Source organism: Moraxella sp. K1664, from assembly GCF_039693965.1.
Classification (GTDB): Bacteria; Pseudomonadota; Gammaproteobacteria; order Pseudomonadales; family Moraxellaceae; genus Moraxella.
On the sequence record NZ_CP155576.1, the window covers coordinates 816,766 to 843,518 of the forward strand.

Sequence of the window (26,753 nt, forward strand, 5' to 3'; positions counted from 1 at the left end):
TTTCTTAACTTTTTTGGGGCTAGCATGGAACTGCCCGAACTTTGTGTCCGCTTTTGTCTTTGTCATGACTTGTGTCACTCATTTTTTACTGGGGCGTGTTAAACATTGATAACATTGACTTCATTCTCAACTTAAAATGGTAACTTATTGATTTTTCAATTATTATTTTCGGGTTGTAGGGGCGAATTGCAATTCGCCCTTTATAAATTAATCACTCATACAAAGTTGAGAATGGGGTAACATTTATTTGCATTTAAAAGATTAAAAGATAAGTAAAAATCTTACACATTTACCTAATTACACCCAACTAACTTCATATTTACCACGGGTTTGTAGGGGTGTACCGAACACACCCTTTGATGGTGTTGTTTTTTACTCAGGCGTGCTCAGCACGCCCCTACATCCACACATCATTGTGCTTGTAGTAATTTTAAAGTTTATTGGCTATGAGTGGCTAATTTTTTCACAACAAAAACTTGCCTGATAAAATGACCATCAAATGCCCTTTAACAACCACCCGTCATAAGCTTCATTGTACCTTGTTTTTGCCAAAAAAGCTAATGCACCGTGAGTCTATGACGGTTTTTTTCTAAGGTTTTGACCCCAATACCCTTAACCTTTGTCAAATCATCCACGCTATCAAACCGCCCCATCAGCTCCCGATAATCCACAATCGCCTGAGCGGTCTTTGCCCCCACGCCATTTAAAGTCGCAAGCTCGCCCATGCTGGCGGTGTTGATATTGACCCGCTCACTCATCGCTTTTTGGGCGGATTGCTTGGCGATAAGGGCTTGATACGCCTGTTTAGGGTCGGCGTAGCACTGGTTTGCCCATACAGGACTGACTGATAAGGCAAGTAACGCCCATGCCCATCGCTTTAATTTATGGTGTTTCATTTGTGCTGTTTTCATGGGCTTTTACCATGTCCCAGTATTTATCCATTTCTGTCAAATCGCTTTCTTCTAGCGTTTTGCCCTGCTCCATCAGCGACTGCTCTACAAAGGCAAATCGTCGTTTAAATTTGGCATTGGTATTTTGTAGTGCCATTTCGGCATCAATGCCCAAATGTCGTGCCAAATTCGTCAATGCAAACAGCACATCACCAAGCTCGTTTGCGATGTTGTCTTTTTGGGTGTTATCTAGTTTATCCGTTTTATAACTAAAATCAGGTGTGGGTAATTCTGCTTGTAATTCACCTATCTCTTCTTGGAGCTTGTCCAGCACACCGCTCAAATTATCCCAATCAAAGCCTACTTTACCCGCCTGTTTTTGCAAATTTTGGGCGGTCATCAGAGCCGTGCCTGCCTTGACGTCAGATAATAGGCGTTTTGGGCGGTCTTGATTTTCAATCTGTTTAATCTCGTCCCAACGGCGTTTGACGTCTTCGTCCGTTTTTAGATTTTCTTTGTCAAAGACATGGGGGTGTCTGCGTATCAATTTTTCTTGCAATGTATAAATCACGTCCGCCATGTCAAACCGCCCCTGCTCGGCATACAGATGAGCATGAAAGACGATTTGCAAAAGCACATCACCAAGCTCGCCTTTAATGTCATCGGTGGCAAGGGGGCTTTTGTCATCGCTTGCAATGGCTTCTACAAGTTCAAAAACTTCTTCTATGGCGTATTTTTGCAGGCTGTCGTTGGTTTGTTTGGCGTCCCACGGGCAATCGGTGCGAAGGCATGCCATGAGTGCCAACAGGTCGGAGAATTGGTTGGTTGGGGTCATGATGTTTACTTTTTCATTTTAAGGATTGTTTTAATTTTACCACAAAAACAAAAAAGCCCAAGCAAACTGAACCGACCCCCAAATCTTAGACATAAGATTAAAGGTTAGGTTGTTGCAAGTGGTTGTATTAACCCTAATTGGACTAAGTTTCTGTACTTAACAGGACTTAGTCCTTTTAATTTGCTCTTTATTCTATCATGATTGTAGTAGTGTATGTACTCATCAATCACTTGTTTAAGTTCATCTGTTGATGTAAATGTGGTTGTCTCATAAAATATCTCTTGTTTTAGCGTACCAAAGAAGCTCTCTATCACAGCATTATCCAAACAATTGCCTTTTCTTGACATGCTTTGGGTTAAGCCTTGTTCTTTTAGGGTTTGTTGATACTGGTGCATTTGATAGTGCCAGCCTTGGTCTGAATGAATGATGGGTTTGTCATCCATCTTTTCTTGGCTTAGCTTGGATAGGGCATCATTTAACATCTCTTTGACCAACTCATACGTTGGTCTGTCCTTCATCGTATAACTGACAATCTCACCATTAAACAAGTCGATGATGGGCGATAGGTAGAGTTTTCTTTGAATGACACTGCCATCATTTGCCTTGTCTTGTACTTTAAACTCTGTGATGTCTGTTGCCCACTTTTGATTGGGTTTGTCTGCTTTAAAGTCTCTTTTGAGTATATTGTCCTGAATGGTATCTTTGCCCATTGTGCCTTTGTAAGTATTAAACTTACGTTGACGACGAACCAATGCTTTGAGTCCAAGTTTAGCCATCAGTCGTTGCACTCGTTTATGATTAATGACCATGCCTTTTTGGGCAAGCTGATTGTTAAGCTCTGATGTGATTCTACGATAACCATACCTGCCCTTGTGTTGGTGGTAGATGTGGTTAATGTGTTCTTTTAAGTCAAGGTCTTTGTCAGGCTTTGTACTTTGACGAATGTGGTAATAAAACACACTTCTTGGCAAGTTTGACACTGCCAATAAGTCAGCAAGTTTGTGCTTATGCCTTAATTCTTGGATGATCAGGACTTGTTCTTTGTTTGTACTGATTGTTCCTTTTGACGAATTAAGGCATCTAGCTTTTTTAGATAGTCATTCTCTGCTCTAAGATAGGCAAGTTCATCAAGCAAATCATCCACACTTTTTTCGTGGTCTTGTTTGGTTTTCCAAGTTGATTTGGTTTTATTAGCGTTGTGTTTGTTTGACATTGCTTTTTTGCCTTTGGGTTTGGGTATTAGTCCCATTATACCAAAGGCTTGGTAGGACTTTAACCAAGTTGACAGTAAAGAAGGTTGTGGCAGATTAAGCTCTATGGCAAGTTGTGTAAGCGATTTGCCCTGTTGTATGGCTTGAACGGCATTAAGCTTAAAATCTGTGTCATAGACAGCCTTTGTGTGTCGTCTTTTTATGCCATCAATGCCATGTGCTTGATAGAGTTTAACCCATAGCTCTACGGTTGTGTGGTTTAGATTAAAGTGTTTGGCGGTTTGTTTGTAGCCATGATGATTAAGATAATACCCAATCACAGACAGTTTAAAGTCGGTTGTGTATTTTGCCATAAAAAGCACCCCAAAGGTTAGTGTGTCTAACTTTTGGGGTGCGGTTCAAAACTTGGACTTTTTATTATGTTCACCTTTATGACTTCTACTGAGCCAAATCTTCAAACAAGGCGGTAGATAAATAACGCTCGCCCGATGACGGAATCACCACCACGATGAGTTTACCGGCGTTTTCAGGACGGCTTGCCACTTGTAGGGCAGACCGCACCGCCGCCCCTGCACTGATGCCCACAAGCAGACCTTCTTTTTCTGCCATTTGGCGAGCGGTGGCAAAGGCGGACTCGGTGGTAACGGTGATGACTTCGTTATAAACACCTGTGTTTAAAATGCTTGGCACAAAACCGGGGGCAAGTCCTTGCAATTTATGAGCCCCTTTTTCACCACCGCTAAACACCGGCGAATCAGACGGTTCTACTGCCACGATTTGTACGCTGTCCTTTTTGGCTTTTAGTACTTCGCCCACGCCTGTAATCGTACCGCCCGTGCCAATGCCTGCCACCACGATATCCACTTGTCCGTCTGTGTCGTTCCAGATTTCTAGGGCGGTGGTTTCACGGTGGATTTTTGGGTTGGCTAGGTTGTCAAATTGGCGTGGCATAAAATAGCCGTCTTGACTGGCAAGCTCGTTCGCCTTGGCAATCGCTCCGCCCATACCGTCTGACGCAGGCGTTAGCACAAGCTCCGCTCCATAAGCACGCAATAACGCACGGCGTTCAAGGCTCATGCTCTCGGGCATGGTGATGACAAGTTTATAACCCTTGGACGCACACACCATGGCAAGCCCAATGCCCGTGTTGCCCGATGTCGCTTCTACGATGGTGGTGTCTTGGTTGATAAGTCCGTCTTTTTCGGCTTCATTTATCATCGATAGGGCAATGCGGTCTTTGACCGAGCTGGCGGGGTTAAAGTATTCTAGCTTGGCGACAACGCGAGCAGGCAAACCTTCTGTTAAGCGGTTAAGCTCTACTAAGGGCGTGTTGCCGATAAGGTCGGTGATGTTTTTGGCGATGTTCATAAAATTTTCCTTTTTAAAGGTTGTTGGTTTAAAATATTGCACAGTTAGCATACCAAATTTTTATAAAAATTTATAGGCGAAAAATGTTAAGTATTATTCCATTTTGGCATTTAAATAATTTCACAATATCCACGACTAAATCATGATAAAATTAAACTGTTTTATTTTCATACTTAGGATAATTTATGACTACTTTTAACCCCATCACCATCTCCTGCTTTAAAGCCTATGACGTGCGTGGCGAGCTTGATGTTAATCTAGACAATGCCATCGCTTACCGCATCGGACGAGCGTTCGCCCAATATCTCAATGACGGCAAAGAAAACCCTGTCATCGTGGTCGGCTCGGACATCCGCCCGTCCAGCGAGAGCCTAAAACAATCCGCCATTGACGGCATCGCGGACGCAGGCGTGGACGTGATAGATTTGGGCATGGTCGGCACCGAAGAAGTGTATTTTGCCACAAGCCATTACAATGCCATCGGTGGGATTGAAGTTACCGCAAGCCACAACCCCATCAACTACAACGGCTTAAAAATGGTGCGTGAAAACTCTCGCCCCATCAGTGGCGATACGGGCTTGGCGGACATTCGTGCCATTGCCGAGCGTGGCGAATTTGTGGTGGCGGACAAAGGCAAAGTTACCCTAAACACCGACAAAACCGCCTACATTGACAAGCTCATGAGCTTTACCGACACCGCCAAATTTACCCCCAAAAAAATCGTGGTCAACAGTGGCAACGGCTCGGCAGGGCCTGTGGTTGATGAACTTGAAAAACGCCTTGGCGATAAAATTGAGCTTATCAAAGTCCACCACACCCCAGACAGCTCATTCCCCAACGGCATTCCCAACCCCATGATTATCGCCAATCAAAAGACGACTTCGGACGCGGTCATCGCTCATGGGGCGGATTTTGGCGTGGCGTTTGACGGCGATTTTGACAGATGTTTTTTGTTTGATGAAAAAGGGAGATTTATTGAAGGCTCATACATCGTGGGCATGCTTGCCGAAGTATTTTTGAAAAAACATCAAGGCGAGAGCATTGTCTATGACCCCCGAGTGATTTATAACACCGAGAACGTCATCGCCCAAAATGGCGGTAAACCTGCCATCAGCAAGTCAGGGCATTCGTTCATCAAGCAGGTCATGCGTGAGACAGGGGCGATTTATGGGGGCGAGATGTCAGCTCATCATTATTTCCGTGATTTTGCCTATTGTGATAGTGGCATGATAGTGTGGCTACTGGTGATTGAACTTCTGTCAGTAACAGGTAAAACTTTATCCGAGCTGGTTAATGGTTATATCAATGATTTTCCAAGTTCGGGGGAGCTTAATTTTCGCTTGGGGCAAAAAACCGCCACCGAAATCGGCGAGCTGTTAGAACAAAAATACCACGCATTAAATCCTACCAAAAATACCCTAGACGGACTCAGCCTAGATTTTGGCAACTGGCGATTTAATCTCCGCTCGTCCAACACCGAGCCACTCATTCGCCTAAATATTGAAACCAAAGGCGACAAAGAGCTGTTAAAAGAGCGAACCGATGAGATTTTAGCGGTGTTAGATGAATGCGGTGCGGTGAGTGCCAACCACTAAACGTTAAACCAACAAAAAAGAGTTGATAAAAAAACAGGGTAGCGAAAAATTTGAACCGCACCCCAAAAGTTAGACACACTAACCTTTGGGGTGCTTTTTATGGCAAAATACACAACCGACTTTAAACTGTCTGTGATTGGGTATTATCTTAATCATCATGGCTACAAACAAACCGCCAAACACTTTAATCTAAACCACACAACCGTAGAGCTATGGGTTAAACTCTATCAAGCACATGGCATTGATGGCATAAAAAGACGACACACAAAGGCTGTCTATGACACAGATTTTAAGCTTAATGCCGTTCAAGCCATACAACAGGGCAAATCGCTTACACAACTTGCCATAGAGCTTAATCTGCCACAACCTTCTTTACTGTCAACTTGGTTAAAGTCCTACCAAGCCTTTGGTATAATGGGACTAATACCCAAACCCAAAGGCAAAAAAGCAATGTCAAACAAACACAACGCTAATAAAACCAAATCAACTTGGAAAACCAAACAAGACCACGAAAAAAGTGTGGATGATTTGCTTGATGAACTTGCCTATCTTAGAGCAGAGAATGACTATCTAAAAAAGCTAGATGCCTTAATTCGTCAAAAGGAACAATCAGTACAAACAAAGAACAAGTCCTGATCATCCAAGAATTAAGGCATAAGCACAAACTTGCTGACTTATTGGCAGTGTCAAACTTGCCAAGAAGTGTGTTTTATTACCACATTCGTCAAAGTACAAAGCCTGACAAAGACCTTGACTTAAAAGAACACATTAACCACATCTACCACCAACACAAGGGCAGGTATGGTTATCGTAGAATCACATCAGAGCTTAACAATCAGCTTGCCCAAAAAGGCATGGTCATTAATCATAAACGAGTGCAACGACTGATGGCTAAACTTGGACTCAAAGCATTGGTTCGTCGTCAACGTAAGTTTAATACTTACAAAGGCACAATGGGCAAAGATACCATTCAGGACAATATACTCAAAAGAGACTTTAAAGCAGACAAACCCAATCAAAAGTGGGCAACAGACATCACAGAGTTTAAAGTACAAGACAAGGCAAATGATGGCAGTGTCATTCAAAGAAAACTCTACCTATCGCCCATCATCGACTTGTTTAATGGTGAGATTGTCAGTTATACGATGAAGGACAGACCAACGTATGAGTTGGTCAAAGAGATGTTAAATGATGCCCTATCCAAGCTAAGCCAAGAAAAGATGGATGACAAACCCATCATTCATTCAGACCAAGGCTGGCACTATCAAATGCACCAGTATCAACAAACCCTAAAAGAACAAGGCTTAACCCAAAGCATGTCAAGAAAAGGCAATTGTTTGGATAATGCTGTGATAGAGAGCTTCTTTGGTACGCTAAAACAAGAGATATTTTATGAGACAACCACATTTACATCAACAGATGAACTTAAACAAGTGATTGATGAGTACATACACTACTACAATCATGATAGAATAAAGAGCAAATTAAAAGGACTAAGTCCTGTTAAGTACAGAAACTTAGTCCAATTAGGGTTAATACAACCACTTGCAACAACCTAACCTTTAATCTTATGTCTAAGATTTGGGGGTCGGTTCATTTCTATCCTGTTTTTTAGATATTTTGGTCTAATAGACAAAATCCCTGCTTCTGTTGTATTTAAAGTTTGGCAAAGAATTTTAAAATTAACAAAATTTATGATGAATGAGCATGGGGGCTGGCTCTGTAGGTCCTTTATTTGATAGTACTGATTTTTATAGACGTGTTCAATACATTCCTACAAATCCGTGGTAAATATTGAGTTTTTAGGCATAGATATTTATGGCAATATCCCACAAGAATATGGTTGCAAATACACCCCCTAACACCCCACATCATCAACACGCCTTCTAACCACCCCCGTGTGCGTTAGCACAATTCTATAAGACAACTCATCAGACACCGAACAATATTTAATGTGCCCAAAATGCCCACGTGGACTGGCACTGGCACCAAAGTATTTAACATGATGTCTGGATGCCGACACTCTCATGTCAATTCTGCCATGCTTTAAGTTAAGATCATACTCTTTAATCAGCTCACCATCATCAAGGCGAGCATTACCATCTAAATCCCTAAACACGATAATCTTTACCCCTGCCTGTCTATGACAGCGATTTGATTCATCAGCAGGACACATGATGATATTTTGCTTGGTGATGTGACTTTGACTGCGGGCTTCTTTTAATGCATCGGTAATGACAGATGCAACATTGTTTGCTTCCATTCCCCGTAAAGCCCGCATCACACTAGGATAAGCAATCATACAAATCACACCCATCACAATAACCACCACCATCAATTCAATCAACGTAAATGCTCTTTGCCCACCCATAACCATCAACTCCATAAAAACCCATCCATCTATCATCATTTATGAACCCACCCCAACTCAACCAAAACCCCCCACATCTTCCAATGTAGGGGGGCTTTAAATAAGGTGCTGACGATGACCTACTCTCACATGGGCGAACCACACTACCATCGGCGCTAAGACGTTTCACTTCTGAGTTCGGGAAGGGATCAGGTGGTTCCATCTTGCTATTGTCGTCAGCGTAAAAGGATTAACAACGCTGTTTATGAGTCTGTTGTTTTGTTTTTACTTTAAATTTTAATTTTTTAAAGTTTTAACTTTTTAAGTTAAGTTATTCAAGATTGATTCAAGCTTGTTAGGTAAAATCTTTAAACTTACTTATACAGCACATGAAGTAGTTTTAAACCACTTGGGTGTTGTATGGTCAAGCCAAACGAGCAATTAGTATTGGTTAGCTACACACATCGCTGTGCTTCCACACCCAACCTATCAACGTCGTAGTCTACAACGGCTCTTTAGGGAAATCTTATCTTGAGGTGGGCTTCCCGCTTAGATGCTTTCAGCGGTTATCCCATCCGAACGTAGCTACCCGGCGATGCTTCTGGCGAAACAACCGGAACACCAGAGGTTCGTCCACTCTGGTCCTCTCGTACTAGGAGCAGATCCTCTCAAATTTCCAACGCCCACGGTAGATAGGGACCGAACTGTCTCACGACGTTCTAAACCCAGCTCGCGTACCTCTTTAAATGGCGAACAGCCATACCCTTGGGACCTGCTTCAGCCCCAGGATGAGATGAGCCGACATCGAGGTGCCAAACACCGCCGTCGATATGAACTCTTGGGCGGTATCAGCCTGTTATCCCCAGAGTACCTTTTATCCGTTGAGCGATGGCCCTTCCATACAGAACCACCGGATCACTAAGACCTACTTTCGTACCTGCTCGACTTGTGGGTCTCGCAGTTAAGCGCGCTTTTGCCTTTATACTCTTTGAACGATTTCCGACCGTTCTGAGCGCACCTTCGTACTCCTCCGTTACTCTTTAGGAGGAGACCGCCCCAGTCAAACTACCCACCATACATTGTCCTTGATACTGTTATATCTAAGTTAGAACCCCAACATAACCAGGGTGGTATTTCAAGGTTGGCTCCATGGCAACTGGCGTCGCCACTTCAAAGCCTCCCACCTATCCTACACAAGTTAGGTCAAAGTTCAATGTAAAGCTGTAGTAAAGGTTCACGGGGTCTTTCCGTCTAGCCGCGGGTACACAGCATCTTCACTGCGATTTCGATTTCACTGAGTCTCTGCTGGAGACAGCGCTGCCATCATTATGCCATTCGTGCAGGTCGGAACTTACCCGACAAGGAATTTCGCTACCTTAGGACCGTTATAGTTACGGCCGCCGTTTACTGGGGCTTCGATCAAGAGCTTCGCTTACGCTAACCCCATCAATTAACCTTCCAGCACCGGGCAGGCATCACACCCTATACGTCCACTTTCGTGTTTGCAGAGTGCTGTGTTTTTAATAAACAGTTGCAGCAGCCTGGTATCTGCGACTGCCAACAGCTCAGGAAGCAAGTTCCATCACCATCGGCAGCGTACCTTCTCCCGAAGTTACGGTACCATTTTGCCTAGTTCCTTCAGCAGAGTTCTCTCAAGCGCCTTGGTATTCTCTACCTGACCACCTGTGTCGGTTTCGGGTACGATTTCTTTATGACTATCGCTTAGAAGCTTTTCCTGGAAGCAGGGTATTTGCCACTTCGCCAGTAAACTGGCTTGCTATCAGATCTCATTAATAGTCTGGCGGATTTGCCTACCAAACCTAACTACATCCTTCCACCTGGACAACCAACGCCAGGCTGACATAACCTTCTCCGTCCCTCCATCGCATCATAAACAAGTATCGGAATATTAACCGATTTCCCATCGACTACGCCTTTCGGCCTCGCCTTAGGGGTCGACTCACCCAGCCCCGATTAACGTTGGACTGGAACCCTTGGTCTTCCGGCGAACGGGCTTTTCACCCGTTTTGTCGTTACTCACGTCAGCATTCGCTCTTGTGATACCTCCAGCATACCTTACGATACACCTTCACAGGCTTACACAACGCTCCCCTACCACTTAATTGAAACAATTAAATCCGCAGCTTCGGCTCCTAGTTTGAGCCCCGTTACATCTTCCGCGCAGGCCGACTCGACTAGTGAGCTATTACGCTTTCTTTAAAGGGTGGCTGCTTCTAAGCCAACCTCCTAGCTGTCTGTGCCTTCCCACATCGTTTCCCACTTAACTAGGAATTTGGGGCCTTAGCTGGCGGTCTGGGTTGTTTCCCTCTTGACGACGGACGTTAGCACCCGCCGTCTGTCTCCCGGATATTACTCATCGGTATTCGGAGTTTGCATCGGTTTGGTAAGTCGGGATGACCCCCTAGCCGAAACAGTGCTCTACCCCCAATGGTATTCGTCCGAGGCGCTACCTAAATAGCTTTCGGGGAGAACCAGCTATCACCGAGTTTGATTAGCCTTTCACCCCTATCCACAAGTCATCCCCTGGCTTTTCAACGACAGTGGGTTCGGTCCTCCGGTGCCTGTTACGGCACTTTCAACCTGCTCATGGATAGATCACTCGGTTTCGGGTCTATACCCTGCAACTAATTCGCCCTATTAAGACTCGGTTTCCCTACGGCTCCCCTAAACGGTTAACCTTGCTACAGAATATAAGTCGCTGACCCATTATACAAAAGGTACGCCGTCACCCGACCACTTAATCGTTCTGATTGTCAAATTGTGATTTGACACGATTCATCAAGAAAGTTCTCATACGACCATTATTTTTTATGGTTCGTTCTCGCTTTCTTGCTACTTGTTCGTTAATGTAGGCTTCACAATAAACAATACGCCATGTTCTTGCTCTGGTTGAGTAAGTTGTGCCATTGTTATGGTCATCAATTCTTTGTTTTAAATTGGTGGTAAAACCAACATAAAACTCATCATGATTATCCACGTTTTGTATGACATAGACGTAGTAAAAATTCATTGTTATCCTCAAAACGATTAAGTGGTCGGGCTCCGACTGCTTGTATGCACACGGTTTCAGGTTCTATTTCACTCCCCTAACAGGGGTTCTTTTCGCCTTTCCCTCACGGTACTGGTTCACTATCGGTCAGTCAGGAGTATTTAGCCTTGGAGGATGGCCCCCCCATCTTCAGACAAGATTTCACGTGTCTCGCCCTACTTAATATGTCTCATAAACAGTTTCGCATACAGGACTATCACCTACTATGGTTGGCTTTCCCACGCCATTTTGCTACTGTAAATTCGATCGGCTCCTCCCCGTTCGCTCGCCGCTACTTGGGGAATCTCAATTGATGTCTTTTCCTCGGGATACTGAGATGTTTCACTTCTCCCGGTTTGCCTTACACAGTAAACTGTGTAATAGCCAACTTATGTTGGCTGGGTTTCCCCATTCAGAAATCGCCGGGTCACAGGATATTGCCACCTCACCGACGCTTATCGCAGGCTATCACGTCTTTCATCGCCTCTGACTGCCAAGGCATCCACCATGTGCACTTCATTACTTGACCATACAACCCCAAGTAGTCTTGGTGTCATAAGGGTAATGTGTAACGATTCACCTATGTTTACGCTTGATTCAGTTCTCTTTACTTTATCCGATCATCATCAATACTAAAAGTTTTAACTTTATATGCTTGATGTGGAGTATGATCGGAATGGTTAATTATTTGTTGGAATTAAATAATTAACCCAGACTCATAGTTACGTTGTTAAATAATGTAATTAACTTCATCAGTTAATTGTAAGTTATCTACATAAAGTAGAAGTAAGAAATCTAATTTACTGGTGTTTAATTTGATTGCTTAGTTCTAATTTATTGTAAGTGGTGGAGTTAAGGAGAGTCGAACTCCTGACCTCCTGCGTGCAAGGCAGGCGCTCTACCAACTGAGCTATAACCCCATAAATGGTGGGTCTAATAAGACTTGAACTTATGACCCCCGCCTTATCAAGGCGGTGCTCTAACCAACTGAGCTATAGACCCAATTTAACTTACTTTACTAAGAACAACTTGTTGTGAATTCTTGCCAATCAGATAATCTCGTTAAGGAGGTGATCCAGCCGCAGGTTCCCCTACGGCTACCTTGTTACGACTTCACCCCAGTCATCGACCCCACCGTGGTGATCGCCCTCTTGCGTTAGGCTAACCACTTCTGGTGAGATCAACTCCCATGGTGTGACGGGCGGTGTGTACAAGGCCCGGGAACGTATTCACCGCAGCATTCTGATCTGCGATTACTAGCGATTCCGACTTCATGGAGTCGAGTTGCAGACTCCAATCCGGACTACGATTGGCTTTTTGAGATTAGCATCACATCGCTGTGTAGCAACCCTTTGTACCAACCATTGTAGCACGTGTGTAGCCCTGGTCGTAAGGGCCATGATGACTTGACGTCGTCCCCGCCTTCCTCCAGTTTGTCACTGGCAGTATCCTTAGAGTTCCCACCCGAAGTGCTGGTAACTAAGGAAAAGGGTTGCGCTCGTTGCGGGACTTAACCCAACATCTCACGACACGAGCTGACGACAGCCATGCAGCACCTGTATGTAGATTCCCGAAGGCACTCTCGCATCTCTGCAAGATTCCTACTATGTCAAGACCAGGTAAGGTTCTTCGCGTTGCATCGAATTAAACCACATGCTCCACCGCTTGTGCTGCCCCGTCAATTCATTTGAGTTTTAACCTTGCGGCCGTACTCCCCAGGCGGTCTACTTATTGCGTTAACTGCGTCACTAAGTCTTCAAGAGACCCAACGACTGGTAGACATCGTTTACGGCGTGGACTACCAGGGTATCTAATCCTGTTTGCTACCCACGCTTTCGAACCTCAGTGTCAGTATGATGCCAGGAAGCTGCCTTCGCCATCGGTATTCCTCCAGATCTCTACGCATTTCACCGCTACACCTGGAATTCTACTTCCCTCTCACCTACTCTAGTCACCCAGTATCAGATGCAGTTCCCAGGTTAAGCCCGGGGCTTTCACATCTGACTTAAATGACCACCTACGCTCGCTTTACGCCCAGTAATTCCGATTAACGCTTGCACCCTCTGTATTACCGCGGCTGCTGGCACAGAGTTAGCCGGTGCTTATTCTGTGGGTAACGTCAGGGCTTGTGGGTATTAACCACAAGCTTTTCCTCCCCACTTAAAGTGCTTTACAACCAAAAGGCCTTCTTCACACACGCGGCATGGCTGGATCAGGCTTTCGCCCATTGTCCAATATTCCCCACTGCTGCCTCCCGTAGGAGTCTGGGCCGTGTCTCAGTCCCAGTGTGGCTGATCATCCTCTCAGACCAGCTACAGATCGTCGCCTTGGTAGGCCTTTACCCCACCAACTAGCTAATCCGACTTAGGCTCATCTATTAGCGAGAGCTAAAAGCCCCCTTTCTCTCGTAAGACGTATGCGGTATTAGCGTAAGTTTCCCTACGTTATCCCCCACTAATAGGCAGATTCCTAAGCATTACTCACCCGTTCGCCACTAATCCGTCTAGCAAGCTAGACTTCATCGTTCGACTTGCATGTGTTAAGCCTGCCGCCAGCGTTCAATCTGAGCCATGATCAAACTCTTCAGTTTAATCTGTTTTTTGCCTATTAACTTATTAAGATGATAAACATTTTAATTAGAAGTTAGGGCTTTTTGTTTTTGGCTCATTTATCGTGTACGTTATGTACTTACTAGCAATATTTGATATTTTAAAAATATCAGCTCATCGTGTAAATGAATTAACTTTGAGTATTTTTGCTTGATAAATGATAATTTTTGTATTATCTTGTATTAGCAAAAATCCACACAAGTTGTTCTTAGTATGTTTTTAAATAGTTTGTGATACATCGTCTGTATCATCAATCAAGGCTGACTATTTTATCACAATGGATTTTGATGTCAAGCACTTTTTTTAATTTTTTTGAAAGTTTTTATTTTTGAAGTTTTTAAATTTATTTTAGTTAAGATGTTAAGGTAAACTCTTTATTAAACTAAATTTTGAAACTTTAACTTTCAAAACCATTCAAACTTTAACAAACTTCATTCTTAAATTATTTTAGCTTGAAGTTGTTTTGTTGGTGTTTTGTAACCAACCATTGCTTGAATGAGTGCGTATTATACAGGGTTTTTGGTGGGGGTCAAGGGGTAAAATTAAAATTTTTAATATTTTTTGTAAGTGTTTGATTTTTAAGGGGATTTTATAAACAAAAAAGACAGCCTTGCGTCTGTCTTTTTATAGATGGTTATGGCATGGCTTAAAATAAGATTAACCTTTTACTTTTTTGGTGTGAACCACACGGCAATCTTTATAAGAGATTTGTGATTCTGGGTCTTGGATGATGATGTCTGATCTGTGGTAATTACCCAAGGTCAGTGCATCAGTACCCAGCATCCAGCTGTTTTCATCACCAAAGAATGTACCTGCAATGTCAGAGCGGTTTAGGTTGATTGGCAAAAAGCGAGTTTTGCCCCCTAAATGAGCTTCGGCATAGGTTGGTAGTTTTTGCTTATTAAAGCCATAAGTAATCTTGACTGCACCGCCTGTGCCACAGCTGTATGATACCTGTCTTACTTTCGTGGCGGTATTGTCAGCTTTTGCAGCATCCATGGTCGCTTCTGCATGAGCCACACCTGTAAAGGCAACGCCAAGAACGAAGATTGGGGCGATAAATTTAACCGCTTTCATAAGAACTCCTTAAAATAAGGTAAATAAAACAAAATATGATCATCAAATTAAACAGTCCCAGTTATCAAATAAGACTGTTTTATCTTGATTGGCATTATATAAGAAGAAAACTAAACTTGCTACTGTATAACGGTAAAGAATTATTGCTGATTTGGCGTTTGTGGTGACATAAGGGCTATTTTGAAATGATTTGTTACATTTTGGAAAAACTTAGGTTTATCAATGGTTTATAAGTACAACCGTATTTACATTTGTACTTTATTCTCATTAAAAAATTATCGAAAGCACTTCATGCCACCCCACTTAAATGGTAAAATACGCCAAATTTCCCATTTTGTCCTTTTATTGAGAATCATCATGCAAATTACCGTCATCAATCATCCCCTTGTCCGCCACAAATTGTCGCTCATGCGAGAAAAAAACTGCTCCACCTATAAGTTTCGCACGCTCACCAACGAGCTTGGACGACTGATGGCATATGAAGCGAGCCGTGATTTCGAGACCGAAGATTTTGACATGGACGGCTGGGACGGTAGCACCATTAAAGGCACGCAAGTCAAGGGCAAGACGGTAACGCTTGTGCCGATTTTGCGAGCGGGGCTTGGTATGTTAGATGGCGTGCTTGACCTACTTCCCACCGCCAAAATCTCCTTTGTCGGCTTACAACGTGATGAAGAAACGCTTGAACCTGTGCCATTTTTTGAAAAGTTTGTCAAAGATATCGACAAACGCCCTGCCCTAATCCTAGACCCCATGCTTGCTACGGGCGGTAGTATGGTTGCCACCATTGATATGCTAAAAAAACATGGCTGTAAAAGCATCAAAGCCCTTGTACTGGTCGCCGCCCCCGAAGGCGTGAAACTTGTCAATGACGCTCACCCTGATGTTGAGATTTTTACCGCATCGCTTGACAGTCATCTCAACGAAGACGGCTATATCATCCCTGGTCTTGGGGACGCTGGCGATAAGATTTTTGGCACTCGCTAAACCACCCTACGCCAGTCTTAATGATTGGCGTTTTTCTTTTATTTTTGAGATGATAATTGCCAAAACAAACACCACCGCCTGCAAAAGCACAATCGTCGCCCCCGTTGCCGAATCCAGATGATAACTTAAAATCACGCCTAAAAAACTGGTCAAACACGAACTTGCCACCGCCACAGCCAGCATGGTATGAAATCGCCGACACAAGACAAATGCCGTAATGCCAGGGGAGATGAGCATCGCCACCACCAAAATCACGCCAACGGCTTGCATGGCAACCACAATTGTGGCGGACAATAAAATAAGCAACCCATAATGCAAAACTTTGGGCGACAGTCCTGCCACACGAGCATGACTTGGGTCAAAGCAGTACAAAAGCAAATCCTTGCCCTTTAACAATACCGCCCCCAAAATCGCCCCACAAATTATCATGGTTTGGATAAGCATTTCACGGCTAATACCAAGCAGATTGCCAAACAAAATATGCTTTAAATGCTGGTCGGTATCTATCTTGGTAAACATGACAAGCCCCACGGCAAACATTCCTGCAAAGACAATGCCCATGAGCGTATCTTCCTTGATACGGGTGTTATTTTTTAAAAAACCCACCGATATGGCACAAAACAGCCCTGCCACAAACGCTCCAAGCGACATCGGCAGTCCTGCCCACACCGCCACAATCACCCCGGGGAACACCGCGTGACTAATCGCATCGCCCATGAGCGACCAGCCCTTTAACACCACATAGCACGACAGCACCGCACACACCGCCCCAACAACGACCGATGATAATAGAGCGTGTTGCATAAAAGTGTGGGATAAGGGTTCGGTGAGAAAGTTTAAAAAGCTCATAAAATCACGGTCTTTATTTTTTAAAATATATCAATATAACGAGACATGGCATACACTCTATCTCTTTTCCCACCTGTGATTTCTTGTAAAATACCACTACTTTCAAAGTCTTTTAACAAAGAATTGGCGGTGGCAGGCGAAATATCCAGTAACTGCTGAACGGACTTAGGGGTTTGCACTGGATTAGAGTACAATATTTTTAAAAAAGCACCTGCCAATTCAGCACGCTTACCCATGCCCATGGCAATACCTTGCAGCTCTTGTTGCAATTTCAATATTTGCCTAAATACCAAACATCCTTTTTTGGCTGTTTCTTCAACACCATTTAAAAAGAACAAAATCCAATGCAATAAATCATGACGCAAACGCACCGCCATCAAAGCATCATAATAACTGGCACGATTGCGTTCAAAAAAATCCGAAATATAAAAAGAAGGCTTTTCTAATACGCCATGCCCGATTAAATACAAAGGTATCAACAGTCGCCCCACCCGTCCATTACCATCCAAAAAAGGATGAATGGTCTCAAATTGATAATGACTAATGGCAATGCGAATCAGATGGGGAACGGCGACATTTTCATTATGCCAAAATAATTCCAAATCACTCATGAGCTCTACCACATTTTCATGATGTGGCGGAATAAAGGCTGCATCTGACAGATTAGAGCCACCTATCCAATTTTGACTGGTGCGAAACTCGCCAGGCAATTTCCCTTCGCCCCTTGCCCCTTTAATCAAAGCATGGTGCGTATCTTTTAGCAAACGATTGGACAAAGGGATACGTTTTAAGTCATTCACCGCTTGATTCATGGCTTTGATGTAGTTTTGTACTTCACGCCAATCATCTCTTTTTTCGGGCTGTATCTGCTCTTCTGGCATCAAAGCTTCATCAAGTTGGGTTTGTGTTCCTTCAATCTTGCTTGATGTTTGGGCTTCTTTAGTAATATGCATTTGAATAAACAAATCAATATCAGGCACAATAAGCGAAAAAGCATTCAACTCTCCAAGTGCTTTGGTGGCACGTTCAAGGTGCAAATTAATGGCAGGCTCTTCCCAAATCCACAAGGCATTAACCTTAGTTGGTTCAAAACTCTTGTATTGATAGCGTTCACGCCAAACACCTGCCTGAAAATTTTCTATTTTTTGGATATTCATCGCTGTTCCAATCAAAAAAGCATTTGCTTAAAATAACAAATCTTTTTATTTTAAGCAAATGCTTTTTCTTAAAATAAGCTCTGATTTTATTTTAAGAAAAAGCCATTTTGCAATTATGCCAACTTCTTTCGTCTTAAAAGTCCAAACTTCGGCGAAAACAAAAACGCCAATACAAACAACATCGTCTGCAAGGACACAATCACGCCCCCTGTCGCTCCGTCCAGATAGTAGCTTAGATACACGCCAAGTCCGCTTGTGGTTACACCCAAAAATCCTGCGATTAGGATAAGCGGACGAAATCTATCGGTAAGCTGATATGCCGTTGCCCCTGGGGTAATGACCATCGCAATCACCAAAATCGCCCCCACCGTTTGTAGTGCCGACACCACGCACGCTGACAATAAACTAAAAAACAGTACTTGATACACTTTTGGCGACAGCCCCACCGACTTGGCATGAATCTCATCAAAAAAGACAAGCAGCAAATCTTTCCAAAAGACGAGCAAAAAACCAAGCGACACCGCCATGACAATACCCACTTGTATCATGTCGCCATCGCTAATACCCAAAATATTACCAAAAATAATCTCTTGAACATTGACAGACGTAGGATTGATAGAGATGATAAACAGTCCCAACGCAAAAAACGTGGTAAAAATAAAGCCAATCACCGCATCTTCTTTTAGGTTGGTCAAGGATTTTACCCACAAAATCGCCAAAGACGCCAATATCCCCGAAAAAAACGCCCCAATCGCATAAGGCAAGCCGAGTGCATACGCAATCGCCACGCCGGGGACGACCGCATGAGACAAGGCATCGCCAATAAGCGACCAACCCTTTAACATCAAATACGCCGACAAAAACGCACACACGCCACCAACCACGGACGACAGCACCATCGCTTTTACCATATATTCATAAGCGAACGGCTCGGCAAGCAGGGCAAACAGCTCACTCATGACATGTCCTTACTTAGATTTGAGTTTGGCGTTGGGCTGGGCGTTGCGGTGTCGCTTTTTGGGTTGTACAGTTGCACGCCGTCATTTTTTATCCGCTTTTGGTTCATATTGACCTGCCCCACACGGCTTGCCTGTGCGATCTTGTCACAGTGGCTACGTTCGGGCGTGCCGTCATGCACCCCATAAAACACCGCAGGCACTTCATCGTCCGCCAAAATCGTAACGGCACGACTGTCATCATCATCGTGCAAGTCCTTGCCTGCCAAGCGAATTTGCCGTAACACACCACCAAACACCCTCTCCAAATTCTCTTGGGTAAAGGTCTCTTTGGTCGTACCACTTGCCAGCACGGTGCGATTTATCATCACCACTTGGTCGCAAAATTCTGGAATCGTCCCTAGATTGTGCGTGGAGATTAAAATCAAATGCCCTTCGCTTCGCAAATCGTCAAGCAACGCCATAATCGCCTTTTCGGTCTTGACATCAACGCCTGTAAACGGCTCATCAAGCAGGATAATTTTGCTTTCTTGGGCGAGCGAGCGAGCCAAAAACACTCGTTTTTTTTGACCACCTGACAATTCGCTGATTTGTCTATCTTTTAGATGAGAAATATCCACCCGAGCCATGGCGTCCGCTACCTTTTGGCGGTCGGTTGCCTTAGGCAGTCGCAAAAAATTCATATAGCCATACCGCCCCATCATCACGACATCATAGACCGACACGGGAAATTGCCAGTCCACTTCTTCGGCTTGGGGAACGTAGGCGACTAGGTTTTGTTTTAGGGCGGTGTTAATGGGTAGACCAGAGAGCAAAATCCGCCCTGATTGGGGCTTAATCAGTCCCATAATGGACTTAAACAGCGTGGATTTGCCAGAGCCATTTACCCCAACCAAGGCACAAGTCGTCCCACCTGTTAGGGCAAAATTCATGTCAAAAAGGGCGTGATGACCGTTGGCATAACGCACGGACAACTCCTGAACGCTTATGCTGGCGGTTAAGTCGTGAATGTGTGTCATAACTGTTGAAAACTGATTTAAAAAAGATAGAAATTTTTGAAATTGGTATGATAAATCAATGGTATTTTGGGGATTTAGGTGAATGTAATTCGCCCCTACCGTTTAATGTAAAACGCTCATATTCCCATATTTTTTAAATCAAAAATTTGGCAAGATACCGTATTTTATCTTGCCAAATCGCCTTGTCAATTATTTTTGAACTTTTGCGTCTTCAAATCCTTTAACCACCGTACTTACCGTTACGTTAAGTAGATCAAGATAGGTTGGCACCGCCCCGTCTTTTTCGCTTAGGCTGTCCACATACAGCACACCGCCATAATACGCCCCTGCTTCTTTGGCGACTTGTTTGGCAGGTTTGTCCGAAATGGTGCTTTCGCTAAATACCACAGGGATTTTGTTGGTTTTGACCGTGTCAATCAGTGCCTTGACCTGTTGGGGCGTGCCTTGTTGCTCGGCGTTGATATCCCACAGATAGGCTTCTTTTAGCCCATAATCTTTGGCAAGGTAACTAAACGCCCCTTCTGACGTAACGAGCCAACGCTCATTTTCAGGAATTTGGGCAAGTTTGGCACGCAGTGGCTCGTCCATGGCTTTGATTTTTTGGGCGTACTCCTCGGCATTTTTGATGTACACTTCTTTATTTTTAGGGTCGTGGGCAATGAATGCGTTTTTGATATTTTCCACATAAATCAGGGCGTTAGACGTGGACATCCAAGCGTGCGGATTTGGCAAATCCTTATATGAGCCTGCCTTAATCGGTATGGGCGTGATACCGTCCGTTACCACCACCGCAGGAATGTCTTTGGCATCTTGATAGAATTTTTCAAACCAACGCTCCAAATTCATGCCATTCCACAAAATCAAATCAGCTTCTTTGACCTTGGCAATGTCCTTTGGGGTCGGCTCATAGTCATGAATCTCTGCCCCTGCCTTGGTAATGGACTCAACATCTGCTGCGTCTCCTGCGACATTTTGGGCAATGTCTTCAATAATGGTAAAGGTCGTTACCACCGTCATTTTGTCGGTTTGGGCGGTGGGCGTGGGGGCTTGTTCGGTTTTTTGTTCGGCAGGCTTGTCGTTGCCACAGCCGATGAGAGCAAGGCTAAGTCCCAAGCAGGTCGCCCATTTTTTTAACTCAAAAGAAGGTATCATCATAAAATTTCCAACCACATCAATAAATTGAAATTACCCTTATTAACTATATAACTGGTTTAAGATACGCCTTAAACATACATCAAAAAAAACATGTTATAAATAAGGAATTTTGATGATAATAATACTCATTAATCGTTAAAAAATCAAGGGGTTTGACAAAAAATATACAAAAAACCCTGCCAATATCATAGCAAGGTTTTTGTCAAATCAACATTTAACATTTTAAAATGTCAATATTCTTTGATTAAATTATTTTTAATTATTTCAAACGTTTTTTACCCGTGGCAAACTCATAGATGAACAGTACGATGATGGCGCCAATGACTGACAGCACCAAGCCACCAAAACCGCCATTGGCTGACAAATTCAAGGCACTCGCCAAGAATCCACCGACGACCGCCCCGACAATACCCAAAATGATGGTCATGACCCAACCCATTGGGTTCGCCCCTGGTTTGATGGCACGAGCCAACAGCCCAACGATAAAGCCTGCGATAATCGTTGAAATAATACCCATGATGTCTCTCCTATAACTACCTAGCTCATAAATGCTTTGGCAAATCAATTAACCGTGGTTACAAGATGGTCTTAGAATTATCCCGACCAATTTGCTTTATCCACTTTTTACTTGATGTAAAAGTTAAATGAATTGTAAGCCAATCTTACCGCCCACACCACCCCAAAAACGTTAATAACGTAGGATGAATGTCAAATTTTAGGCAGATTTTTGATGATTTGGTTAAAATCTTAGCAAATATGCAAGGTTGTGAGTGGTTTTTGTAAAAAAGACCTGTCTAAGCAAGTCTTTGTGATGGCTAAGCCAGTATTTCCAAAATCCGCCCATGTATCCCCTCAAACGCCCCATTACTCATGACCACAATGGCATCATCTGAGCGTACATTTGCCTTGATGAATGCCAATACCTCATCAATGGTATCAAGCACAACCTGTCCATTTGTATGACCAATGGCTTCTTTTAGTCCCCATGACAGACCCTTTGGCTCGTACCAAATAACACCATCTGCCAAAGACGCAGATAAGGCAAGCTGTTCCTTATAAATACCCAGCTTCATGGTGTTAGAGCGTGGCTCAATAACCGCCCAAATCTTACGACCCATCAGCTTCTTTTTAGCACCGTCTAAGGTGGTGGTGATGGCGGTTGGGTGATGGGCAAAATCATCATACACCTGCACACCCCCAACATCACCAATGAGTTCCATACGGCGTTTTATCCCTGCAAAGTCCGACAGAGCTTTACATGCCATCGCCACACTCACGCCCACGCTGTACGCCGCTGCAATTGCCGCCAAAGCATTATTGACATTATGCACACCACTCATGCCCCAGTTCACCACACCCATTTCATCGCCTGCTTTATTGACATGTTTCACGTGAAACACCGAACCATCCTCTTCTGCCAAAGTCGCTTGCCAATCACTCTCATCACTCTCATCGCCCACCTCTGTTCGCCATACTGGTGTCCATACGCCCATATCTAGGGTATCTTCTAGGCTTTTTATGTCTTTTGGCATGATGATTTGACCACTTGGGGGTATCATGCGAATCATGTGGTGAAATTGGGTTTGGATTGCTTTTAAATTGGGGAAAATATCGGCGTGATCGTATTCTAAGTTGTTTAAAATGACGGTTGTGGGGCGATAATGCACAAATTTTGAACGTTTATCAAAAAAAGCACTGTCATACTCATCCGCTTCAATCACAAAATAGTCCTGCCCCAAATACGAACTGTGGGCAAAGACTGACTGCAATCGCTCATCATCAGTATTGACAAGGGGCACACCACCGATTAAAAAACCTGTGTCAATCCCTGCATACTGCAAAATCCAAGCCAGCATGGTTGTGGTTGTGGTCTTGCCGTGCGTGCCTGCCACTGCCAAAACATGGCGTTCTTGTAGGAGATGCTCTGATAAAAACTGTGGGGCGGATGTGTAGCGAATCCCCTTATCAAGCATATACTCTACCGCCTCCATGCCACGTTTACAAACGTTGCCAACCACCACCAAATCAGGGGCAGGATCTAAATGAGCGGATTTGTACCCCTCTAATATCTCAACGCCTGCTTGCTGTAACTGTGTACTCATGGGCGGATAAATGGCACTGTCCGAACCTGTAACAGTATGCCCAAGCGAACGTGCCAACAGGGCAAGCGACCCCATAAATGTGCCACAAATACCCAAAAAATGAATGTGCATGATGTTGCCTTAATGATGATATAACTGAGATGATTTGGCAGATTATAGCAAATTTTGGCAAATGACGGTTTTATTTACACAAAAATTTATTCGCTGTTGCTCATATCTGTTTTTTTAATATCCCAAAAAGCCCAAAACTCAACATCACCAAAAACACCACAAACATCGCCAAAGTCAGATGAGGTATGCCAAATCCTGCCATTTGCCAGTCCATCAGAGCACATTCACCCGAACCTTTTAGCACTTCTTGAAATACCTGTAAAATCGGTAAAGTATCCACCCAATAGTTTAGCCCAGGGCCGCAGGCAGGCACTTCATCAGCAGGTAAGTGCTGTAACCACACATGACGAGCCGCCACCCCAAGCCCCCACAGTGCACCAAATACCATGCCAACCCACAGAACGAGTTTACCCCACAGCTGTTTGGGATTTATGAGCATGCCAATAAAGGCAAATGCCCCCATTATCCACACGCCCATCCGCTGAAAAATACACAAAGGGCATGGGTCAAGCCCCAAATGCTTTTGAAAATAAAAAATCGCCACAAGGGTCGCCACAACCGACAAGGCAAATAAGCACGCACACAGCGTGCGAAAAGTTAGGTGTTTTAACATGGTGTTACCTGTATTGTTGTAAATATTCATAAAAATCTTGGGTCTCTTCTCGCTCTAATTGCTGTTGGTCAGCAAAGGAGCGGATGGCAATATTGGCATAATAGAACGCATCTTCGTTGCTAAGAGCATGGGTGAGTAAGGATTTATGGTGTTTTTGGGCAAGCATTTGCCCCAATTGCCATGTACTGCCCAATCTTTGGCTGTCAGATATGATCTGAGCGGATGGTGTAAAGTTGGGATTGATTGCCATGCCTTGCATGAGTGAGAGTGCCAAACGGTAGTCGTTACCACCGTGATACTCATCAAAAGCATCAGCGATGGATTGCATCTGTTCAAGAGTCTGCATTATCCATACCCTCAAAGGTTGCTTACCATCGGAGGTGATGATGGTTGTGTGAGTATCTCGCCCATCATTGACCACTTTATCAATATTTACCGACAGCTGTTTTTCTTCATCAGGCAACAGTTTGGGTGAGTCCGACAGCAAGCAATATAACGCCAAAATCTCCAAAAAGCATGCCGTGGCAGTTGTAATACTAATATCACTGTATGGGTCTAGGTCAATGGCACGAAATTCAACATAAGCGATGCCCCGAGATGCTAAGGCTTGGGTCGGTGTCTCACCAAAGTGCGTCACTTGCTTGGGGCGGATGGGGCTATAAAATTCATTTTCAATCTGTAAAATGTGGTCATTAATCTGTATGGGATTGCCATCTTTGTCATCCACACCGATGCCACTAAAATCAGCAAAAGACGTACCAATCGCTCGGCGTAGCCCTTTGATGTATTCGTCTAGGTCATTATAGCGAATGTCCAAATCCTCTTGTACGCTATTGGTATAGCCCAATTTGCCCATCCTTAGGCTTGTTGCATGTGGTTTATAATAGGTGCAAGCCTCATCACACTCACCCAAAGGAATCAAATCATGTATGCGACCTGTCAAAAAGCACTCGCACACGCTTGGGCTTGCCCCCAGAAGATACAAAACAAGTGGGGTTAGGCGTTTAAAATTGCGAATAAGCCCCAGATATTTTTCATTTTTAAAGGCTTGTAAATCATCACGCTTTTCATCATCCGCCCACACTTTGAACAAATCATCGCCAAAAGATAAGTTATAATGCAATCCTGCAATGGTCTGCATTTTACGACCATATCGCACTCCAAGCCCTGAACGGTACAAGGTTTTAAGCCGTCCAATATTAGATGTGCCATAATTGGCAAGAGGAATGTCTTTGTCATCATCTGATAACATGCACGGCATGGACAATGGCCACATCATCTCATCATTTTCTAGTGAGCGGTGCACCAAAACATGTAAGGTACGTAGCATGTCTAGGGCATCTTTGATGGTTGCTTTGGGTGCGGTGATGAGTTCAAGCAAATTCTCAGAATAGTCGGTGGTAATATAAGGATGGGTAAGTTTTGAACCCAAATGGGCAGGATGAAAAGTCTTAGCAGAATAGCCATCGGGCTGCATGCGTAGACCTTCTTTTTCAATACCCCGTTTCATACCCGCCACAAGAGCTGAGTTAAACCATATGGGCAACATAAAATGTTGAGATGCGTTCATTGTATTATCCAAATAAATATTTAAGTAGCTAACTTGACCATTATAATAGAGATGGGCACATGACTGCAAAATTTTTTTGGAAGAGAGTTTTGGGAGAAGTACTCAGCAACGTACTTGGTTGACATTATCATAAAAAATCACCCAATTCAATATCGGGTGATTTCAAGCATGACGTCAGTGATTGCAAATATGACACCAAAGCGTGGTAGCGGTCATTGTCGCCATTCATCACCGACACCACAGCGAGTACCACGGCATTTTCTGCCATTGACACTTAGGGTAAGGTTACCATCCTTTGACTGAGTACTGGCAGCATTTGGGGTAGCTGTCAGCTCCCAGTTGCCAGAATCTAAATTTCTGATGGTAATTTGATATGATACATTACCTGAACGAGGGTAGTTCCCAAGCAAATCTTGAATGGCTTGGTTATTGTTTTCTGCCAAGATGCGATAACCGCCTCGCCCTACTGCCAGCTTCCTTGACTCTAACTGTCTGCCGATGTTTTGTAGCTCAACCATCATGTCTGCACGTTTGGTACGCACAACATAATCTTGATAACTGGGGATGGCGATGGCTGCCAAAATGCCAATTATCGCCACCACGATGAGCATCTCTACCAACGTAAAGCCCTGCTGTCTATTTGTCATTGGGCATTTTACCATCACCACCCCTCCTGTCCTGGTGCACCACAGGTTGTTGTGTCCAGACCAACAATGTTTTGCTTGGCACCAAAACTGGATTTACATTTAAAACCTGTGCTACGCAAAACAAAAGCACTGGCGTCATTGATGCTGCTATTATTGGGGTTTGGTGTGGCATACATCACCCAAGCGCGCCCCAAACTCATGATCTTATTGTTATTGGCAGGATTTAGACCCACTGTTGGGTTATCGCCATCTCTTAGCTCAATACGATAACGAAAGTTATTTTCGGTGCTGCCTAGTGGCACAAATATGACCGTACCATTGGTAGTATTGTCACCATAACTATAAGTCAATCTTGCATTTCTGTCTACATTATTGACAGGTACAAAACCACGATAGGTCAAGGCAGATGCCCGCCATCTGTCCAAATCTATCTGAATTGTACCCATGGCAGACTGCACCTCTGCCTCTGCGTTACGAATGACCATTCTACGATAAGAGGGGACGGCAATGCTGGCAAGTATGGCGATTATTATCAACACAGCCATCAACTCCAACAACGTAAAGCCCCTCTCACCACGCCCAACGAAAGCCCTTTGGGTCATA

General features: G+C 43.9%; 22 protein-coding genes, 2 tRNA genes and 3 rRNA genes. 4 read left to right on the top strand and 23 right to left on the bottom strand.

From position 1 onward, the window contains the following. Nucleotides 1–557: 557 nt before the first annotated feature. The 5 genes from AAHK14_RS04300 to cysK form a co-directional block, all read right to left on the bottom strand. Nucleotides 558–911, bottom strand: coding sequence for a ComEA family DNA-binding protein (locus AAHK14_RS04300; protein ID WP_227514747.1), 354 nt, complete (start codon nt 909–911; stop codon nt 558–560). Beyond that, nucleotides 883–1,725, bottom strand: coding sequence for a nucleoside triphosphate pyrophosphohydrolase (mazG, locus tag AAHK14_RS04305; RefSeq protein ID WP_065256484.1), 843 nt, complete (start codon nt 1,723–1,725; stop codon nt 883–885). The genes AAHK14_RS04300 and mazG overlap by 29 nt, the downstream gene beginning before the upstream one ends. Nucleotides 1,726–1,829: 104 nt before the next feature. After that, a complete protein-coding gene (locus AAHK14_RS04310; protein WP_115246899.1) occupies nt 1,830–2,780 on the bottom strand; it encodes an IS3 family transposase in 951 nt (316 codons plus the stop codon). Further along, nucleotides 2,753–3,289, bottom strand: coding sequence for a helix-turn-helix domain-containing protein (locus AAHK14_RS04315; RefSeq protein WP_065256690.1), 537 nt, complete (start codon nt 3,287–3,289; stop codon nt 2,753–2,755). The genes AAHK14_RS04310 and AAHK14_RS04315 overlap by 28 nt, the downstream gene beginning before the upstream one ends. An 85-nt stretch (nt 3,290–3,374) precedes the next feature. Next, nucleotides 3,375–4,304, bottom strand: a complete 930-nt coding sequence (cysK, locus tag AAHK14_RS04320) for a cysteine synthase A (RefSeq protein WP_065256483.1) — start codon at nt 4,302–4,304, stop codon at nt 3,375–3,377. A gap of 185 nt (nt 4,305–4,489) precedes the next feature. Between cysK and AAHK14_RS04325 the strand changes: the two genes are divergently transcribed. The 3 genes from AAHK14_RS04325 to AAHK14_RS04335 all read left to right on the top strand — a co-directional run bounded on the left by AAHK14_RS04325 (nt 4,490) and on the right by AAHK14_RS04335 (nt 7,458). Then, a complete protein-coding gene (locus AAHK14_RS04325) occupies nt 4,490–5,899 on the top strand; it encodes a phosphomannomutase/phosphoglucomutase (protein ID WP_065256482.1) in 1,410 nt (469 codons plus the stop codon). Between the two features lie 99 nt (nt 5,900–5,998). Continuing rightward, nucleotides 5,999–6,535: a helix-turn-helix domain-containing protein gene (locus AAHK14_RS04330; RefSeq protein ID WP_065256690.1), complete on the top strand. Its 537-nt coding sequence runs from the start codon at nt 5,999–6,001 to the stop codon at nt 6,533–6,535. 2 nt (nt 6,536–6,537) lie between these two features. Further along, the gene (locus AAHK14_RS04335) at nt 6,538–7,458 is read left to right on the top strand and encodes an IS3 family transposase (RefSeq protein WP_264753555.1); all 921 of its coding nucleotides are present in this window, start codon (nt 6,538–6,540) and stop codon (nt 7,456–7,458) included. A gap of 299 nt (nt 7,459–7,757) precedes the next feature. Here the strand turns inward: AAHK14_RS04335 and AAHK14_RS04340 are convergent, their stop codons facing one another. The 7 genes from AAHK14_RS04340 to AAHK14_RS04370 all read right to left on the bottom strand — a co-directional run bounded on the left by AAHK14_RS04340 (nt 7,758) and on the right by AAHK14_RS04370 (nt 14,984). Continuing rightward, nucleotides 7,758–8,285 carry a GspH/FimT family protein gene (locus AAHK14_RS04340; RefSeq protein ID WP_281133761.1) on the bottom strand — a complete coding sequence of 176 codons (528 nt, stop codon included), beginning with the start codon at nt 8,283–8,285 and terminating at the stop codon, nt 7,758–7,760. A gap of 91 nt (nt 8,286–8,376) precedes the next feature. After that, nucleotides 8,377–8,490: ribosomal RNA gene (gene rrf, locus AAHK14_RS04345) — 5S ribosomal RNA — on the bottom strand. Between the two features lie 179 nt (nt 8,491–8,669). Then, a 23S ribosomal RNA gene (locus AAHK14_RS04350) occupies nt 8,670–11,827 on the bottom strand. A 315-nt stretch (nt 11,828–12,142) separates the two neighbouring features. Beyond that, nucleotides 12,143–12,218: transfer RNA gene (locus AAHK14_RS04355), tRNA-Ala, on the bottom strand. Between the two features lie 5 nt (nt 12,219–12,223). Then, nucleotides 12,224–12,300: transfer RNA gene (locus tag AAHK14_RS04360), tRNA-Ile, on the bottom strand. 61 nt (nt 12,301–12,361) lie between these two features. Next, nucleotides 12,362–13,888 (bottom strand): 16S ribosomal RNA (locus AAHK14_RS04365). The 16S, 23S and 5S rRNA genes sit together here with 2 tRNA genes alongside, the layout of an rRNA operon. Nucleotides 13,889–14,564: 676 nt before the next feature. Beyond that, nucleotides 14,565–14,984 carry an adhesin gene (locus AAHK14_RS04370; RefSeq protein WP_227713187.1) on the bottom strand — a complete coding sequence of 140 codons (420 nt, stop codon included), beginning with the start codon at nt 14,982–14,984 and terminating at the stop codon, nt 14,565–14,567. 357 nt (nt 14,985–15,341) lie between these two features. On the opposite strand from AAHK14_RS04370, the gene upp reads away from it, so the two are divergent. Continuing rightward, entirely contained in the window at nt 15,342–15,971 is a 630-nt protein-coding gene (upp, locus tag AAHK14_RS04375) for a uracil phosphoribosyltransferase (protein WP_194092660.1), read from the top strand. Nucleotides 15,972–15,977: 6 nt separating this feature from the next. Here upp and AAHK14_RS04380 read toward each other — a convergent pair whose 3' ends face one another. The 11 genes from AAHK14_RS04380 to AAHK14_RS04430 all read right to left on the bottom strand — a co-directional run bounded on the left by AAHK14_RS04380 (nt 15,978) and on the right by AAHK14_RS04430 (nt 26,752). After that, nucleotides 15,978–16,775 (bottom strand): metal ABC transporter permease, encoded by a 798-nt coding sequence (locus tag AAHK14_RS04380; RefSeq protein ID WP_346818228.1) that lies wholly within the window; start codon nt 16,773–16,775, stop codon nt 15,978–15,980. Between the two features lie 65 nt (nt 16,776–16,840). After that, nucleotides 16,841–17,977, bottom strand: coding sequence for a Fic family protein (locus AAHK14_RS04385; protein ID WP_065254902.1), 1,137 nt, complete (start codon nt 17,975–17,977; stop codon nt 16,841–16,843). Nucleotides 17,978–18,090: 113 nt separating this feature from the next. Continuing rightward, a complete protein-coding gene (locus tag AAHK14_RS04390) occupies nt 18,091–18,936 on the bottom strand; it encodes a metal ABC transporter permease (RefSeq protein WP_281133654.1) in 846 nt (281 codons plus the stop codon). Next, nucleotides 18,933–19,952, bottom strand: coding sequence for an ATP-binding cassette domain-containing protein (locus tag AAHK14_RS04395; RefSeq protein ID WP_083108317.1), 1,020 nt, complete (start codon nt 19,950–19,952; stop codon nt 18,933–18,935). The genes AAHK14_RS04390 and AAHK14_RS04395 overlap by 4 nt, the downstream gene beginning before the upstream one ends. A gap of 189 nt (nt 19,953–20,141) precedes the next feature. Further along, nucleotides 20,142–21,107: a metal ABC transporter substrate-binding protein gene (locus tag AAHK14_RS04400; RefSeq protein WP_227514640.1), complete on the bottom strand. Its 966-nt coding sequence runs from the start codon at nt 21,105–21,107 to the stop codon at nt 20,142–20,144. A 259-nt stretch (nt 21,108–21,366) separates the two neighbouring features. Then, entirely contained in the window at nt 21,367–21,624 is a 258-nt protein-coding gene (locus AAHK14_RS04405; RefSeq protein ID WP_065254903.1) for a GlsB/YeaQ/YmgE family stress response membrane protein, read from the bottom strand. A gap of 298 nt (nt 21,625–21,922) precedes the next feature. Next, on the bottom strand, nt 21,923–23,320 hold the full coding sequence (gene mpl, locus AAHK14_RS04410; protein ID WP_065254904.1) for a UDP-N-acetylmuramate:L-alanyl-gamma-D-glutamyl-meso-diaminopimelate ligase: 1,398 nt from the start codon (nt 23,318–23,320) through the stop codon (nt 21,923–21,925). Nucleotides 23,321–23,420: 100 nt separating this feature from the next. Beyond that, the gene (locus AAHK14_RS04415) at nt 23,421–23,963 is read right to left on the bottom strand and encodes a disulfide bond formation protein B (RefSeq protein ID WP_346818229.1); all 543 of its coding nucleotides are present in this window, start codon (nt 23,961–23,963) and stop codon (nt 23,421–23,423) included. Then, a complete protein-coding gene (gene gshA, locus AAHK14_RS04420; RefSeq protein WP_194092657.1) occupies nt 23,938–25,503 on the bottom strand; it encodes a glutamate--cysteine ligase in 1,566 nt (521 codons plus the stop codon). Before gshA ends, AAHK14_RS04415 begins: the two co-directional genes overlap by 26 nt. A 212-nt stretch (nt 25,504–25,715) precedes the next feature. After that, nucleotides 25,716–26,165 carry a type IV pilin protein gene (locus AAHK14_RS04425; RefSeq protein WP_227712994.1) on the bottom strand — a complete coding sequence of 150 codons (450 nt, stop codon included), beginning with the start codon at nt 26,163–26,165 and terminating at the stop codon, nt 25,716–25,718. Beyond that, nucleotides 26,165–26,752, bottom strand: a complete 588-nt coding sequence (locus tag AAHK14_RS04430) for a prepilin-type N-terminal cleavage/methylation domain-containing protein (protein ID WP_194092656.1) — start codon at nt 26,750–26,752, stop codon at nt 26,165–26,167. Before AAHK14_RS04430 ends, AAHK14_RS04425 begins: the two co-directional genes overlap by 1 nt. Nucleotide 26,753 lies beyond the last annotated feature (1 nt).